At 48.2% G+C, this 14921-nt stretch carries 11 protein-coding genes and 1 pseudogene; 9 read left to right on the forward strand and 3 right to left on the reverse strand.

Features of this window, described 5'->3' with window-relative positions:
* The first annotated feature begins 73 nt into the window (after positions 1-73).
* The 9 genes and pseudogenes from DBQ51_RS05080 to DBQ51_RS05120 all read left to right on the forward strand — a co-directional run bounded on the left by DBQ51_RS05080 (position 74) and on the right by DBQ51_RS05120 (position 13184).
* Positions 74-265, forward strand: a complete 192-nt coding sequence (locus DBQ51_RS05080) for a transposon-encoded TnpW family protein (RefSeq protein ID WP_055059682.1) — start codon at positions 74-76, stop codon at positions 263-265.
* 29 nt (positions 266-294) lie between these two features.
* Positions 295-972: pseudogene (locus tag DBQ51_RS05085) on the forward strand (DNA topoisomerase); the annotation flags it as partial.
* Complete coding sequence (locus tag DBQ51_RS05090) at positions 969-1814, forward strand: LPD16 domain-containing protein (RefSeq protein WP_002304387.1); 846 nt, start codon at positions 969-971, stop codon at positions 1812-1814. The pseudogene DBQ51_RS05085 and the gene DBQ51_RS05090, both read left to right, overlap by 4 nt.
* Positions 1815-1827: 13 nt before the next feature.
* Complete coding sequence (locus DBQ51_RS05095) at positions 1828-2424, forward strand: YodL domain-containing protein (RefSeq protein ID WP_002304389.1); 597 nt, start codon at positions 1828-1830, stop codon at positions 2422-2424.
* The gene (locus tag DBQ51_RS05100) at positions 2424-2627 is read left to right on the forward strand and encodes a transposon-transfer assisting family protein (RefSeq protein WP_015564218.1); all 204 of its coding nucleotides are present in this window, start codon (positions 2424-2426) and stop codon (positions 2625-2627) included. Before DBQ51_RS05095 ends, DBQ51_RS05100 begins: the two co-directional genes overlap by 1 nt.
* Positions 2628-2645: 18 nt before the next feature.
* The gene (locus tag DBQ51_RS05105; protein WP_107630939.1) at positions 2646-10976 is read left to right on the forward strand and encodes an LPD11 domain-containing protein; all 8331 of its coding nucleotides are present in this window, start codon (positions 2646-2648) and stop codon (positions 10974-10976) included.
* The gene (locus DBQ51_RS05110; RefSeq protein ID WP_002578947.1) at positions 10976-11308 is read left to right on the forward strand and encodes a plasmid mobilization protein; all 333 of its coding nucleotides are present in this window, start codon (positions 10976-10978) and stop codon (positions 11306-11308) included. Before DBQ51_RS05105 ends, DBQ51_RS05110 begins: the two co-directional genes overlap by 1 nt.
* Positions 11309-11424: 116 nt before the next feature.
* Positions 11425-11709 (forward strand): hypothetical protein, encoded by a 285-nt coding sequence (locus tag DBQ51_RS05115; RefSeq protein WP_002578946.1) that lies wholly within the window; start codon positions 11425-11427, stop codon positions 11707-11709.
* A 62-nt stretch (positions 11710-11771) separates the two neighbouring features.
* Positions 11772-13184: a relaxase/mobilization nuclease domain-containing protein gene (locus DBQ51_RS05120; RefSeq protein ID WP_002578945.1), complete on the forward strand. Its 1413-nt coding sequence runs from the start codon at positions 11772-11774 to the stop codon at positions 13182-13184.
* A gap of 278 nt (positions 13185-13462) precedes the next feature.
* Here the strand turns inward: DBQ51_RS05120 and DBQ51_RS05125 are convergent, their stop codons facing one another.
* From DBQ51_RS05125 to DBQ51_RS05135, 3 genes are read right to left on the reverse strand one after another with little or no spacing between them, the layout of a single operon-like run.
* On the reverse strand, positions 13463-14332 hold the full coding sequence (locus DBQ51_RS05125) for a zinc metalloprotease HtpX (protein ID WP_002588966.1): 870 nt from the start codon (positions 14330-14332) through the stop codon (positions 13463-13465).
* 49 nt (positions 14333-14381) lie between these two features.
* Entirely contained in the window at positions 14382-14645 is a 264-nt protein-coding gene (locus DBQ51_RS05130; RefSeq protein WP_002304397.1) for a DUF1292 domain-containing protein, read from the reverse strand.
* 16 nt (positions 14646-14661) lie between these two features.
* Entirely contained in the window at positions 14662-14916 is a 255-nt protein-coding gene (locus DBQ51_RS05135) for a hypothetical protein (RefSeq protein ID WP_002588965.1), read from the reverse strand.
* Positions 14917-14921 lie beyond the last annotated feature (5 nt).

Raw genomic sequence — 14921 nt, forward strand, 5'->3', positions numbered from 1 at the left:
AGAGTTATAGAAGAATGACTATAAGCCCTTGTGCGCCGTAGCATGAGGGCTTTTTTCATGGAAAGGAGAGCCTATGAGCAATAAAGCCAGCACCCCCGCAAACGCTTCCCCTCTGACCGTAAAGGAAGCAGAACAGCCCGATATTGTGAAGAAAATCGGAAACACGACCTATCGGGTGAAAATCCACTTCAGCACCACCAGCAAGGAAACTATGAGCGATAAAATCAAGCGGCTTATTATGAACGATTGCGGGAAAATTTCTTAAAACCACCTTGACAAAATGTATCAGAGGATACTCTGCTTTCTGCTATGGAAACTGCCGGTGCGGACGAAATGCCTGATGAGGTGGAGCGCAAAGGTTTGGGAACGCCTGCGACCCGTGCCGGTATCATTGAGAAGCTGGTTCGCATCGGTTTTCTGGAGCGTAAGGGTGATAAGAAAACCAAACACCTGATTCCGACCCACAAGGGTACGGCTCTGGTAACAGTCATGCCGGAACAGATTCAGTCCCCATCCATGACGGCGGATTGGGAAGAAAAATTGTTGCTCATTGAGAAAGGCGAATATGCCAGCGAGGACTTTATGGACGAGATCAAAGATGTGATTGCCGGTCTGATTCAGAACTATGAAGTAATCCGTGATTCCGAGGTTATGATGTCGAAAGAAGCCAATTCTATCGGCAAATGCCCGCTCTGCGGCAGTGCTGTAGAGGACAAAGCCAAGGCATTTTTCTGTTCCAACAGAGCTTGCAAATTTGCCCTCTGGAAAAACAATCGCTACTTTGCGAGCATCGGCAAGAGCATGACTTCTGCCACGGCGCAGAAATTGCTTGGTTCCGGCAAGGTAAAGCTCAAGAATTGCAAGTCCGAAAGAACGGGCAACACCTTTGATGCCACCGTCTTTATGGAGGTATCAGATGATGGCAAAACGAAGTTCAGTATGGAATTTGAAAATGGAGGAAAGCGCAAATGACAAATGAGTACAACCCGGATGGTAAGGAAATCCGATTTATCGACAGCCATTATAAGGATTTGTTTCATATCCCCGATGGCAGCTGTGTGCAGATTCACTACCCGGATGAAATGGTTGTGAAGCCCTGCACCTTCATTGACGAGTATCATACGCAGATCGGATACAATGTGTTTCATATCTGCCAGTTTGCAGAAATTATGGAGCGCAACGGCGCAAGCTATATGCCGGAGCCTGAGATTATGGGCGATGAAGCCGCATGGAAGGTCGGAAAGGATAGAATCCTTGCGGTGCAGACCTGCGAAGATGGTTACGACTACACCCTGTTGGATGAAAACTACAACGAGATTGATGGCGGTCAGGTTGATAACCCTGAACTGTCCATGCTCGAAGTCCGCCGGGATATTCTGGAATCCTTCGGGCTGGAGCGCCGGGAACTGCGGGCAATGTTCTATGAGGATGTCATGGAGCAGGCTTTTGAAGTCGGCAGACAGGCGGTGGTGGTCAATGACCCTATCGCTGAGCTTGCTTTTAAGCTCGACCGTTTTGCAGAGAACTTCGACCCCTATGAATATATGGATCAGGTCGATGATGTGCAGGCGCATATCCAAGAAATCAAGGCAGATCTTGCCGCTGGTAATACGGCTCCGTATCGTGAGTTCCTGAATACAGCCATTGAAGAAGCCCGTGAGGAAACTGCGGTTGAGGTTGCCAAAGTGCTGAAAAGTCAGCTGGATAAGCTCGACTCTCCGAAGCGTGAGTCGGTCATGGAAAAACTGGCACAGGCCGCAGAAAAAGCTGCGCCTGCCAGTCCCTCTCCCAAACGCAAAGAGCCTGAACGATAAGGAGGACACGGATATGAAAAACGAAAAATGGGATGATGTTCACGGAAATACCACCCCGGATGACAGAATGGTTGCTTTTCTGGAAAGCCCCACGGATTCCTATGCGATTCTTCAGCTGCGGGAAGATGTAGACGATAATATCCCGCTCATGTTTGCAAATTACAGCTACCTTCAGAAGAAAGAAATGGAGCCTGAGATTGACCGTTACGAGGTGGTCTATCATGGCTCCATTTCTATGTCCGAGGATGTGAATCGGCAGCTGGAAGATTTGTATGTAAAGTTCAATATTGACCACCCGGATGATTTCCGTGGTCACAGTATGTCGGTCAGCGACATCGTAGCCTTAAAGGTAGTCGGTGAGGTATCCTTTCACTATGTAGATTCTGTTGGGTTTCAGAAGCTGGAAAACTTTATGAAGTCCGAAAACTACCTGAAAAACGCAGAGATGGCAATGGAAGATGATTATGGGATGATTGACGGTATCATCAATAACGGAAAAGCGTCCGGATTAGAGGAACGTCCTTCGGTGTTGGAGCAGTTAAAGGAAAAGCCCGTGCCGGATGTTTCCCATAAGCCGCCCAAGAGCCACCCGGAAAGGGAGATTGAATGATGGATTTCACACAGGATGAGCGGAACATGATGATGCTTTACAGCCCTGGCACAAGGTCAGGGCTGTGTGAAGCACTGACACTGATGAAGGAACAGCTTTCGGAGGACGAGTCAGAGCTTTTTGCTTTGGCAGACTCGGTTCTCCGTAAAGTTTCAGCCATGGACGATGCCGCCTTTGAGAAGCTGAACCTTTATCCGGATTGATAGGATTGGAGGGATACAATGAACGCAAAAGAGCGATTTTATTCCGGATTAGCAAAAGAAACGATTGGGAAAATCACCTCGAACACAGATAACTGGACTTCGTTTTTGAGAACGATGTCCCGCAACTATGAGTTCACCTATCCGGAACAGGTGATGATTTATGCTCAGCGCCCCAATGCGACCTTTTGCAAGCCCTATGAGGACTGGAACGCTGAAAATTACCGCAGATATGTAAAGCGTGGCTCTACCGGCATTGCTCTGTTTGTGATGAACAGGGATAAACCGTATCTGCGCTATGTGTTTGATGTGGCGGATACCGGCGTTCGCCGTTCTTCCCCGGAACTGAAACCGTGGGAGGTGACGCCTGAAAACCGCTCCTATGTCATGGAAGCGATGGAGCGTACCTTCGGTGTTGCCGCTGACGGGGTACTGGAAGCACAGCTTGAAGATATTGCATCCGCACTGGCGGCTGAGTATTGGGACGATTACAAAAAGCAGTTCCTCGACATCGTTGCCAACAGCTTCCTTGAGGAGTATGATGAACTCAACATCGAAGTAGCTTTCAAAAATGTGGTGGCAAACAGCGTATCCTATACGATGTATTGCCGGTTCGTGGAAAGTCCCGACAACTACTTCGAGCATGAGGATTTCCAGAAGGTGTTTGATTTTAACACCAGACAGACGGTAAATGCCCTTGGTACTGCGGTGAATGCCATCAGCACAAGGATGTTTCAGGAAATCGAAAAAGCGATTGGAGAACATGAGCAGATTAAAGCTACCGAAAGGAGTACAGATTATGAGCGAGATGACTTACAGACAGGCCGGAGATTATCAGATTCCGAACCTTCAGTTGGAGAACGAGGGAGAGAAACCTCTGGGCAAGTACGGCAGGATGCGTCGAGCATTTTTGGAACAGAACAATCCGATGCTCCTGAACGACATGATTCTGACGGAGAGCCTGTTCCCGCACCTGTGGGAGATCGAGGAAACAGCGAAAGCCAGAGTGGAGTTTCTGATGGAGCAGTACCTGAAGGACAGCCCCGCACCGGACAAGGAAACGCAGCAGATGGCGTGGGTGCAGCACATGAACAGCCTGAAAGCACAGGCGGAGGAAGTCGTGATGACGGAGCTTATCAACAGCTGAGTCTGAACCTTTTCCTCTCCGAAAATGAACAAATCAGTTTTATCGACCGAGCAGAGAGCTTTACGCCCTCTGCTTTTTCTTTTGCCCAGGAAGAAATCGACCACTTCCTTCTGCTTGGTAGCAATACCGATGAAGCCCGAAAAGTCGTAGCGCTGGAATATATGAAGCAGAAGCCGTTGGAAGAAATCGTTCAGACCTTAAAGCAGGTCTATCACGGCGGCTATGGTCTGAAAGAAGATAGCGGGAATATCTGTGCGTGGTATGCCGAGGACGGTATCCACCTTGCCAAAGGTTCCTCTGCCATTGACAGCCCCAGAGCGCAGATCGTTTCTTGGGAAACGGTTGCCGAGCGCATTGGAGAACTGCTTGAAAATGGTCGGTTCGCAACTAATGTGGAACTGGTAGAAGCATCCGGATATGAGCGTCAGAAGTTGGCAGAATCCCTGTGGCATCTTTATCACGATTTGAGTGAAGAAGCCCGTTCCAGCAACTATCTGGCAATTCTTCATCAGGAACCGTTTCGTGGTTTCCCTGACGAAACCGCAGACTTGGCTGAAAAGTTGGATGACCCTCGTTTCCACGCAACCTTGGTACAGCAGTATTCGGAATTTAGAAAAACCCTTGCGGAAAATCCCGATCTGCTTCGTTTTCACTATCACAAGCTGAATCTCATTCAGAAACAGCTGTATGAGTTGAATATGCCTTTGCGTGAGTATCAGACCGATATGATGCAGATGCCCCTTGTCCGCCAGTTCATTACGGATGATGAAGTCAATGCAGACTTGACCCGTGGAAGCGGCTTTTCCGGTGGTAAAGCCCGTATTTATAACTACTGGCAGGAGAATCATTCTGCCAAGGAAAAGATGGACTTCCTGAAGCATGAATACGGAACCGGTGGTCATTCCCATGCCTGCTCTGGTGCAACGCACAGCGGTCAGGATCACGATGCCAAGGGTGTTGCTTACACCAAGAGCGGTTGCGATAAATTGCAGATGTCCTGGGCGCAGGTGGTGCAGAGAATCGACGGTCTGATACGAAAGGGACGCTACCTCAGCCCGGAGGAAGAAGCGGAACGACAGGCTATCGAAGAAGCTAAAACTGATCCGTTGGAAGATGTTTATGACCGTTTCGCAGTGATTGATACCGAGGATGGCGAGTATGCGATCTGGGATAATCAGACCGATGACTACTATGTAGACCCGGAAGGCGTTACGGAATACTTCACGGACGAATGGCTTGCCAATGACTATTTGGAGGAAGTTCGTCAGTCCGTAGCTGCGATGGAGTCGGTTCAGCCAGAAGCGCCTGTGGCAGAGCCTGCCGAAGTTGTGGAAGCATCTGCTTCCGAGGAACCGAAATGGAATTATCAGGTCGGTGACACGGTATATCTGGACGATACAGCTTTCCGTGTGGAGCAGATCACGGACAGAGAAGTTCAGCTGCGTGACCCTACGCTTGCTTATCCCATCTTCCGTGCCGAGAATCGTGAGAATTTCGAGCGTATGCTCTCTCAGGACGAAAGAAACCATGCGGTAAGGGTTGATGCCCAAACCGAAGAAAAGCCCGTTACAGAGGATTTTCTGGGCAAAACCGAACCGAGGGACTACACCCCTGAGTATCAGCTGTTAGACCGTCTGCGTATGGACTGCGAATACTTCCTTGGTGCAGGACAGCACAGCGAAAAGCATCTGTGGGCAGGCAACCGCCATGCACAGATTGCCAAGATGCGTGAGCTGTATGAAATGATTCCCGACAAACCAGAATGGCTGACACCTGAGATGATTAACAGCTACGAGGAGCGCATGGCTCCCCGCTATCTGGTTGCCGCCTACCATCACTTTGAAAACGGCTTCGATGATAAACTGGACTACTACACTCTGGAAGAAGCGGAAAAAGCTGCCCAGGGCTATGTGGACGGAACCATGGAGGATGACGGATTCAAGTACGATGGTGCTGCCGTTTACGATCAGCAGGAGCATAAGTGCATCCGTATCTATGGGGACTACCCTGACGAAAAGGCACACGCACAGGTCAGAGCCAGTGCGGAACCCGAACAGCAGGAACCGGAACACTTCATCGATCATTTTTATGTTGCCGAGGACATTCAGAAGCGGGGTGCGCTGGACATCAAGGAATACAGTTCCTTTGATGATGCCCTGCGAGCCTACTATGCACTTCCTGACACGCAGAGAAAAGCCCTGGGTGCAATGAATACCAGAGATCTGCCGGGTAGTCTGGACTTCGTACAGTGCGTAGATGGAAAGGACACCATCATTCAGGATTATGCCCAGGTGGACGGATGGCAGAATGCCGAAGTCATGGACATTATCGCTCAGCTTGAGCAGTCCATCACCACCAGAGAAATCCCACCTGTTCCTGCGGTGAACTTCCACATCACGGATGACAACATCGGTGAAGGTGGACCGAAGCAGAAATTCGCAAGAAACATCGCAGCCATTGAAACTCTGTTCAAACTGGAAAGCGAGAACAGGAACGCCACTACCGAAGAACAGGAGATTTTGTCGAATTATGTCGGTTGGGGCGGTCTGGCAGATGCCTTTGACCCGGACAAGGGAAATTGGGCGAAGGAGTATCAGACACTGAAAAACCTGCTTTCCGAAGATGAATATGCTGCGGCAAGAGCTTCCACCCTGAACGCACATTACACCAGCCCTACGGTCATTCGCTCCATCTACGATGCGGTCGGACAGATGGGCTTTGAAACAGGAAATATTCTGGAGCCTGCTATGGGTATCGGCAACTTCTTTGGTATGCTCCCTCCTGAAATGCAGAGCAGCCGTTTGTATGGTGTGGAACTGGATTCCATCACCGGCAGAATTGCTCAGAAGCTCTATCCCAACGCAGAAATCAAAGTAGCCGGTTTTGAAACGACAGACCGCCGAGACTTTTACGATCTGGCTGTGGGTAATGTCCCTTTCGGCAACTACAAAGTGTCCGACAAGCCGTATGACAAGCTGGGATTCTCCATTCACAACTATTTCTTTGCCAAGGCTTTGGATCAGGTTCGTCCCGGTGGTGTGGTCGCTTTTGTGACAAGCCGTTACACCATGGATTCCAAGAACTCTGACGCAAGGCGATATATGGCGCAGAGGGCGGAACTGCTTGGTGCAATCCGTCTGCCAAACGATGCCTTTAAGAAAAACGCAGGCACGGAAGTCGTGTCCGACATCCTGTTCCTGCAAAAGCGTGACCATCCGATTGACATTGTACCGGAATGGGTAAACCTTGACCGCACCGAAGAAGGACACACCATGAACAGCTACTTTGTCGCTCATCCTGAAATGGTTCTGGGCGATACGGTGGAAGAAAGTACCGCCTACGGCATGGACATTACAGTGCGTCCCATTGAGGGCATGGAACTGTCCGAACTTCTGAAAGAAGCAGTTTCCCACATCCAAGGAACCTATCAGGCTGTGGAGCTTCCCGAAGCTGACAAGGGTAAGGAAATCGAAACCATTCCTGCAACCCCGGATGTAAAGAATTTCTCTTATACCGTGGTGGATGGCAATGTGTACTTCCGTGAAAACTCCCTGATGCGCCGTGTAGACCTGAATGAGAAAGCAAAAGACCGTGTGATGGGCATGGTGGAACTTCGTGGTATCGTCAACGAGCTGATCGAATATCAGCTTGAGGATTACCCGGATGAAATGATTACTCAGAAACAGGCAGAACTGAATGATGCCTACGATGCGTTTGCCGCAAAGAACGGGCTTATCAATAATCGAGCCAATGGTCAGGCATTTGCTGACGATTCCTCCTACTATCTCCTGTGTTCTCTGGAAAATGTGGATGAGGACGGCAATCTGAAAAGCAAGGCGGATATGTTCACCAAGCGAACCATCAAGCCGGAACGCAGAGTGACGAGCGTGGATACGCCGTCCGAAGCTCTGGCAATCTCTATCGGTGAGCGTGGCAAGGTGGATTTGCCGTTTATGGCACAGCTGCTTGGAACACCTGGAGAATACGATGCGATTCAGGCAGAGCTTCGAGGGGTGATCTTCAAAGACCCGATGGCTCCCGATGCTGTGGAAGTTGGATGGCAGACTGCCGATGATTACCTTTCCGGTGATGTAAGAAGCAAGCTGCGTGTCGCACAGATGGCGGCAGACAGGGATTCTTCCTTCCACATCAATGTGGAAGCCTTGCAGAAAGCACAGCCGAAGGACTTGGATGCGTCCGAGATTGATGTGCGTTTGGGTGCAACATGGATTGATGCCGATTATATTCAGCAGTTCATGGAGGAAACCTTTGAAACGCCGTATTACTTGCGCCGTTCCATTGAGGTCAAGTTCTCCGAGCTGACCGCAGAGTGGCGCATCAACGGTAAGAGTTCTCCCAACTACAACGATGTGGCGGCGTATGTCACCTACGGTACAGAGCGAGCCAACGCATATCGGATTCTGGAGGAAACGCTGAATCTGAAGGATATTCGTATCTATGATACGATTGAAGATGCAGATGGTAAGCAGAAGCGTGTCCTCAATAAAAAAGAAACTACCCTGGCACAGCAGAAACAGCAGGCAATCAAGGATGCGTTCCGAGATTGGATTTGGAGAGATCCGCACAGACGAGAAACCCTTTCCACCAAGTACAACGAACTTTTTAACTCCACCAGACCTCGTGAGTATGATGGCTCTCATATCCGTTTCGGCGGCATGAACCCGGATATTACCCTCCGTGAACACCAGAGAAATGCTATCGCTCATGTGCTATATGGTGGAAATACGCTGCTTGCACACGAAGTTGGTGCGGGCAAGACCTTCGAGATGGCTGCATCGGCTATGGAGAGTAAACGGCTTGGATTGAGCCAGAAATCCCTGTTCGTTGTGCCGAATCACTTGACCTTACAGTGGGCAAACGAGTTCCTGCACCTCTATCCGAGTGCCAAGCTCCTTGTTGCCACCAAGAAGGATTTTGAAACAGCAAACCGTAAGAAGTTCTGCGCTCGTATCGCAACGGGTGACTATGATGCAGTCATCATCGGTCACAGCCAGTTTGAAAAAATCCCGCTTTCTGCCGAACGACAGGAACGGCAGCTGCGGGAGCAGATTGATGAGATCGAGGGTGCGATTGCGGAGCTGAAATGGCAGCGTGGCGAAAACTTCACGATCAAGCAGATGGAGAAAACACGAAAATCATTGGAAGCCAGACTGGACAAGCTCCTTGCCGCTGACAAGAAAGATGATGTCATTACCTTTGAGCAGTTGGGTGTAGACCGGCTGTTTGTGGACGAAAGCCATGCGTTCAAGAATTTGTTCCTCTACACAAAAATGCGAAATGTGGCAGGTCTGTCCACCTCCGAAGCCCAGAAATCTTCGGATATGTTTATGAAGTGCCGCTATATGGATGAGCTGACCGGCGGGCGTGGTGTGATCTTTGCAACCGGTACTCCAGTAAGTAACTCGATGACCGAGCTTTATACGGTCATGCGCTATCTCCAGTACAGTACGCTCCAGCAAAAGAACCTGACCCATTTTGATTCCTGGGCATCGACCTTCGGAGAAACAACAACTGCGATTGAGCTTGCACCGGAGGGAACCGGCTATCGTGCCAGAACCCGATTTGCGAAGTTCTTCAACCTGCCTGAACTGATGAATATGTTCAAGGAGGTTGCCGACATCAAGACCTCTGACCAGTTGCATCTCCCTGTTCCCGAAGCAAAGTTTGAAACGGTTGTGGTTCAGCCCTCTGAGTACCAGAAGGATATGGTGGCTTCCCTTTCAGAGAGAGCAGCAGATGTTCATGCCGGTATTGTAGACCCGTCCGTCGATAATATGCTCAAGATTACCAGCGACGGACGAAAATTGGGACTGGATCAGCGGCTAATGAACACCCTGTTACCCGATGACCCTGACAGCAAGCTCAATGCCTGCGTGGGAAATATCCTGCGTATCTGGCAGGACGGTCAGGCTGACAAATTGACCCAGTTGGTGTTCTGCGACCTTAGCACACCGAAAAATGATGGAACCTTCAATGTCTATGATGATGTCAAAACCAAGCTGATTGCAAACGGTGTGCCTGCGGAAGAAGTTGCCTTTATCCATGATGCAGATACCGAGGCAAAGAAAAAAGACCTCTTTGCCAAGGTTCGTACCGGGCAGGTGCGAGTGCTTCTTGGCAGTACGCAAAAGATGGGTGCAGGAACCAACGTCCAGGACAAATTGGTGGCAGTTCACCACTTGGATGTGGGTTGGCGTCCGTCTGATATGACCCAGAGAAACGGTCGTATCATCCGTCAGGGCAACCGGAACAAAGAGGTTCAGGTGTATCAGTATGTGACCGAGGGAACCTTCGATGCCTACCTGTATCAGACCTTGGAAAACAAGCAGAAGTTTATTTCTCAGATTATGACCTCCAAATCACCGGTTCGCTCCTGTGACGATGTGGATGAGCAGGCGCTGTCCTATGCGGAGATCAAGGCGCTGTGTGCCGGCAATCCGCTTATCAAGGAAAAGATGGACTTGGACATTGATGTGGCAAGGCTGAAGGTGCTGAAAGCTGACCACCAGAGCCAGCAGTACCGTATGGAAGATAAGCTTCTGAAATACTTCCCGGCTGAGATTGAAAAGCAGACAGGCTATATTCATGGCTTTGAAGCTGATATTAAAACCGTGGAAGCACACCCGCAGATTGCCGATGGCTTTTGCGGCATGGAAATCATGGGCAAAGCCTACACCGAAAAGGCAGATGCCGGTGAAATCCTCCTTGCGGCTTGTAAGGACACGAAAAGTGCCGATCCGGTTCCTCTTGGCAGTTACCGTGGCTTTCAGATGGAGCTTTCGTTTGACAGTTTCCGGAACGAGTTCGATGTGACCCTGAAGGGCGCTGTGAGCCACAGAGTAGCCCTTGGAACGGACGCACGAGGAAATATCACCCGACTGGACAATGCCCTTGCAGGCATCCTTGAGCGCTTAGAACGAGCCAATGAGCAGTTGAATAATCTCTACAATCAGCAGGAAGCAGCCAAGGCGGAGGTTGGAAAACCGTTCCCGCAGGAAGCAGAGCTGACAGCCAAAAGTCAGCGACTGGCAGAACTGGATGCAGCCCTGAATATGGAGGACTCTGTGGAAAATCGTGACGAAAGAAGCGAGTCAGAGCGTCCTTCTGTGTTGGCTGATCTGAAATCCAAAGCGGAGCATATCCCGCCTGCAAAATACTCTGAAACCCGTGAGGAGGTGTTGTAATGGCAAAGCGAGATCAGGATGTTCATTTCCTTGCATCCAAGGAGGAGGTCGAGCGAATCCATGAGAAGATGGACGAGCTTGGCATCCGCAGCATGGGAGCCTATCTGCGGAAAATGGCTCTGGATGGTTACTGTATCAGACTGGATTTGCAGGATGTGAAAGCCCTGGTTTCGCTCCTGCGAATCTGCTCCAACAACCTGAACCAGTACGCAAAGCGAGCGAACGAAACAGGCAGCATCTATCGTGCTGACATTGAGGATTTGCAAAAACGGCTGGAGGAGATCTGGACGGACATGAGAGAAGTTCTTGTTCGCCTGTCCTCAATCCAGTAATCCGACAACTTGTTGGGAAGTCGCAGTTTCGGCTGCGGCTTTTACATAAGGGTTGACATCATTGCGTTATGGCAGATACCCTTGTACAATATAATTAAAAGAAAGGGGGTGAGCCTATGAAGCTGGTATTGAAGATATTGGCACTGCCGGTGCTGTTCGTTGTAAAAGTGATTTGCATTCTTGGAAATCTGCTTACAAATGTTGTGTCCTATGTAATTGGTTTATTGCTCTTGGTCATTGGCGGATCTGCGATTTACTGCATTGTAAAGGCTTTGTGGCAGTCCCTGCTTATTCTTGTGGTTCTTGGAATTGCGACAATAGCAGCGGTGTTCTTGCTCGTCTGGGCTGTTATGAAAGTCGAGAATATTGGAGAAAGTCTGGGAGCATTTATCAGGTCATAAGATAATATCAGAGAAAAGTCACCGACCGGTGGCTTTTTCTTTTTGGGAAGGAAGTGATGGGAATGGCAGCGACAAGATTGATTGCACTCCATGTGAATAAGGGAAAGACGGTCGCTCAATGTTTGGCAGACAGAACCGACTACTCACAAAATGCCGCAAAAACCAATGATGGCGAATTTATCAGTTCCTATGAGTGTGATCCAAAGACAGCAGATGAGGAATTTCTGCTTTCCAAACGGCAGTATCAGCATATTACCGGCAGACAGCAGAAGAACAATATCATCGCATACCAGATACGCCAGTCCTTTAAGCCGGGAGAAATCACCCCGGAAGAAGCGAACCAAGTCGGCTATGAAACAGCGATGCGATGGACAAAGGGAAAACACGCTTTCATCGTTGCGACCCACATCGACAAATCCCACATTCACAATCATATCATTTATAATTCGACCTCGCTGGATGCCACACGGAAATTCAAAAACTTCTTTCTTTCCGGTCTGGCGGTGCAAAGACTCAGTGATATGGTTTGCCTGGAACACGGGCTGTCCATTATTACACCGAAGCCGTATCGGGAGCGCCAGAAAAGAACTGTTTATCCCAAGAAGCGTACCCAGCGTGACGAATTATGTGATGCGATTGATGCGGTGCTGAAGCAGAAACCAAAGAGCTTTGATGGCTTTGTTCAGGCTCTGGCTGACATGGGATTTGAGTTCAAGGATGGAAAGCAGCCTGCGTTCAAGGGCGAGAATCAGAAGCGTTTCATTCGGCTGCGTTCCCTGGGCGAAGGATATAGCAAAGAGGAAATTCAAGCGGTTATCTCCGGCAAGAACCTGCACAAATCAAAAGGCGGCTCTGCCAAGGCTCCTGCCCCGAAGCAGTTCCAGATGCTGATTGATATTCAGGCAAAGATGGCCGAGGGCAAGACGGTCGGTTATGAAAAGTGGGCGAAGAAGTTCAACCGAAAAGAAGCTGCCCGAACGGTAATCCTACTGAAAGAAAAAGGCTTGGGCAACTACGACGATCTGACTGCTCATATTGAAAATCTGTCTGCCCGGTTCGATGCGCTTTCTGATTCTATCAAGGTCGCAGAGAAACGTATGGTTGAGGTTCAGGCGTTGCAGCAGCACATCAAAAATTATCGCAACACAAGGCAAATTTATATCGAGTACCGCAAGTCTGGATATAGCAAAAAATTCTTTGAAGAACACCGTCAGGAAATCACAATTCATAAAGCGGCGAAGCAAGCCTTTGATGAATTGCAGATTACAAAGCTCCCGTCCATGCAATCATTGTATGAGGAGTTTCATCAGCTGGCAGTCCAGAAAAAGCAGGACTACGCTGAGTACCGTCAGATCAGAAAAGAGAAAGAAGAACTGCTGATTGCCAAACGGACGGTTGAAACGATTTTGAATATCGACAGGCAGAAAGAGCAGGAAAAAGAGAAAGAGAAAGAGGAAAAGAAGAACTTCCGTTAAAGCAAAAAGCCACGGTCTGCACTCCCCAAAGGGTGCGGATCGTGGCTGCTTTTTTGCTTTTCGATTTCGGTGCTTTCAACCATGGGCAAATTTTTATTCTACTGTTCTTTGAGAAACGATTGAAAATCGTGTAGCCATCATCGGCAGATGATGTTCAAAGGGGATTGGGGATGCTTCCCCAACAAGCAAATTTGCGAAGATTGCACCGAAGGGAAAATCGAGAAAATGAGTGAACCTGTACAGGTTTACACTGCTTGCCAATTTGTGAGATTATGAATTTAGTATCGAGAATAGGGTACACCTAAATTTTGCAATGCTGCAACCCTATCATCGTTGCATGGATGAGTTGAGTATATTGCACTGAGAAAACCATCATGCGGAACATCTGAGATATGTTGGTCTAATACCGTCGCTAATTCAAGACCAAAACCAATTTTATAAGCAAATTCATCAGCCAGATACTCATTTTGTCTCATAGACCACATCAGAAAAAGCATACAGAACTTTACCCATAACCAAGAAAGTGCTGTTGATATTCCTGCGAAAACTGCGGTAATTATACCCATTACACCACTACGAGAGCATATTGCGAACAGCCCCATGATTGCAGAAAAAATCCAGTAGGATATTTTGATTAACAGGAGGCACCCGGATATAAATATATTGCCCCCGCCAATCAATAATTGGATAACAGTATGTCCGTATGAGAGATGTCCGATCTCATGGGCGAGAATTCCAAGTATCATATCATCGGAGAGTAAAAGCAATCCGTCAGTTATGCATAGTGTTTGCCTACCTAGAGCAAATGCATTTGGAGCAGGATCATGGATAATCTTCACTTTCACTTTTTTAGGACAGTATGATGTGTTCTCTTTTGCTTTATCTAAAACATATTGAACCAGCGGGACAACTCGAAGTTTTATATCTACTCTTTTTATATCGCTTGCTCCTGCGAAGGCAGCCAGGCACATTTCGCCTAATGGGGATAAGCTGATAGCTACTGTGAAAAAGTAAATACAAATCAGTTCAACAATGCTTCCTGACGAACCGAACACAGCAACAATCAGCAGAATATTAAGAGTAAAGAACAGAAGAGTTCCTAAGTTTGAGAAGCGAACAATTCTGCCTACACGATGCCAAATATCCATAATGCACCCCCCTTTTATCGTGTTGTTGGTTTGAGCTTGCATTGTTTAATTACTCAAATGTAAAGAAATCTTTGTTTCGCTCTTTGAACAGAGCAAAGACAGTCTCTAACACAAATTCGTTTTCAACACCAACATATTCTTCTGTTTCATCGTCAATTTCTTTCAGCTGCAAAATAACAACTTGCCCATCCGAATCTCCAATAGGAAGCAGGACAACATATTCGTTCTGGCGATACGGTATTAAGTCAAGAAATTCAAATTCAACTTCGTTCCCATTCTCATCATTCAAAGTTATAATGTTGTCTTCATCCATGTCGTCGTTCCTTTTCTTAATATAAATAATTATCGTTGATAATGATGCCTAATAGTTCAAAGAGATTATCCTTTTTGGAAAGAATGCATTTTTTCATGGCTTGTTTAATTTGTTCCGTTGAAATGCTATCAGGCAACATTTCCCTTGGGACACCATGACCGAATTGCCGAAAATACTGTTCTTCGATTTCATAATACTCATTATCAATTTTCGGTTCAGGTGTATTAAGGAAGCTATTCATAAAATCTGCAACGCTCTTGTTTTTGTCCATTGTAT

This window comes from Agathobaculum massiliense, from assembly GCF_900291975.1.
GTDB classification, from domain to species: Bacteria; Bacillota; Clostridia; order Oscillospirales; family Butyricicoccaceae; genus Agathobaculum; species Agathobaculum ammoniilyticum.

Bases quoted from the DNA above. Each gene is read 5' to 3' on its own strand.
- DBQ51_RS05125 (WP_002588966.1), bottom strand. From the start codon at position 14,332: ATGGATATTTGGCATCGTGTAGGCAGAATTGTTCGCTTCTCAAACTTA.
- DBQ51_RS05135 (WP_002588965.1), bottom strand. From the start codon at position 14,916: ATGGACAAAAACAAGAGCGTTGCAGATTTTATGAATAGCTTCCTTAAT.
- DBQ51_RS05110 (WP_002578947.1), top strand. From the start codon at position 10,976: ATGGCAAAGCGAGATCAGGATGTTCATTTCCTTGCATCCAAGGAGGAG.
- DBQ51_RS05100 (WP_015564218.1), top strand. From the start codon at position 2,424: ATGGATTTCACACAGGATGAGCGGAACATGATGATGCTTTACAGCCCT.
- DBQ51_RS05095 (WP_002304389.1), top strand. From the start codon at position 1,828: ATGAAAAACGAAAAATGGGATGATGTTCACGGAAATACCACCCCGGAT.
- DBQ51_RS05120 (WP_002578945.1), top strand. From the start codon at position 11,772: ATGGCAGCGACAAGATTGATTGCACTCCATGTGAATAAGGGAAAGACG.
- DBQ51_RS05080 (WP_055059682.1), top strand. From the start codon at position 74: ATGAGCAATAAAGCCAGCACCCCCGCAAACGCTTCCCCTCTGACCGTA.
- DBQ51_RS05090 (WP_002304387.1), top strand. From the start codon at position 969: ATGACAAATGAGTACAACCCGGATGGTAAGGAAATCCGATTTATCGAC.
- DBQ51_RS05115 (WP_002578946.1), top strand. From the start codon at position 11,425: ATGAAGCTGGTATTGAAGATATTGGCACTGCCGGTGCTGTTCGTTGTA.
- DBQ51_RS05130 (WP_002304397.1), bottom strand. From the start codon at position 14,645: ATGGATGAAGACAACATTATAACTTTGAATGATGAGAATGGGAACGAA.
- DBQ51_RS05105 (WP_107630939.1), top strand. From the start codon at position 2,646: ATGAACGCAAAAGAGCGATTTTATTCCGGATTAGCAAAAGAAACGATT.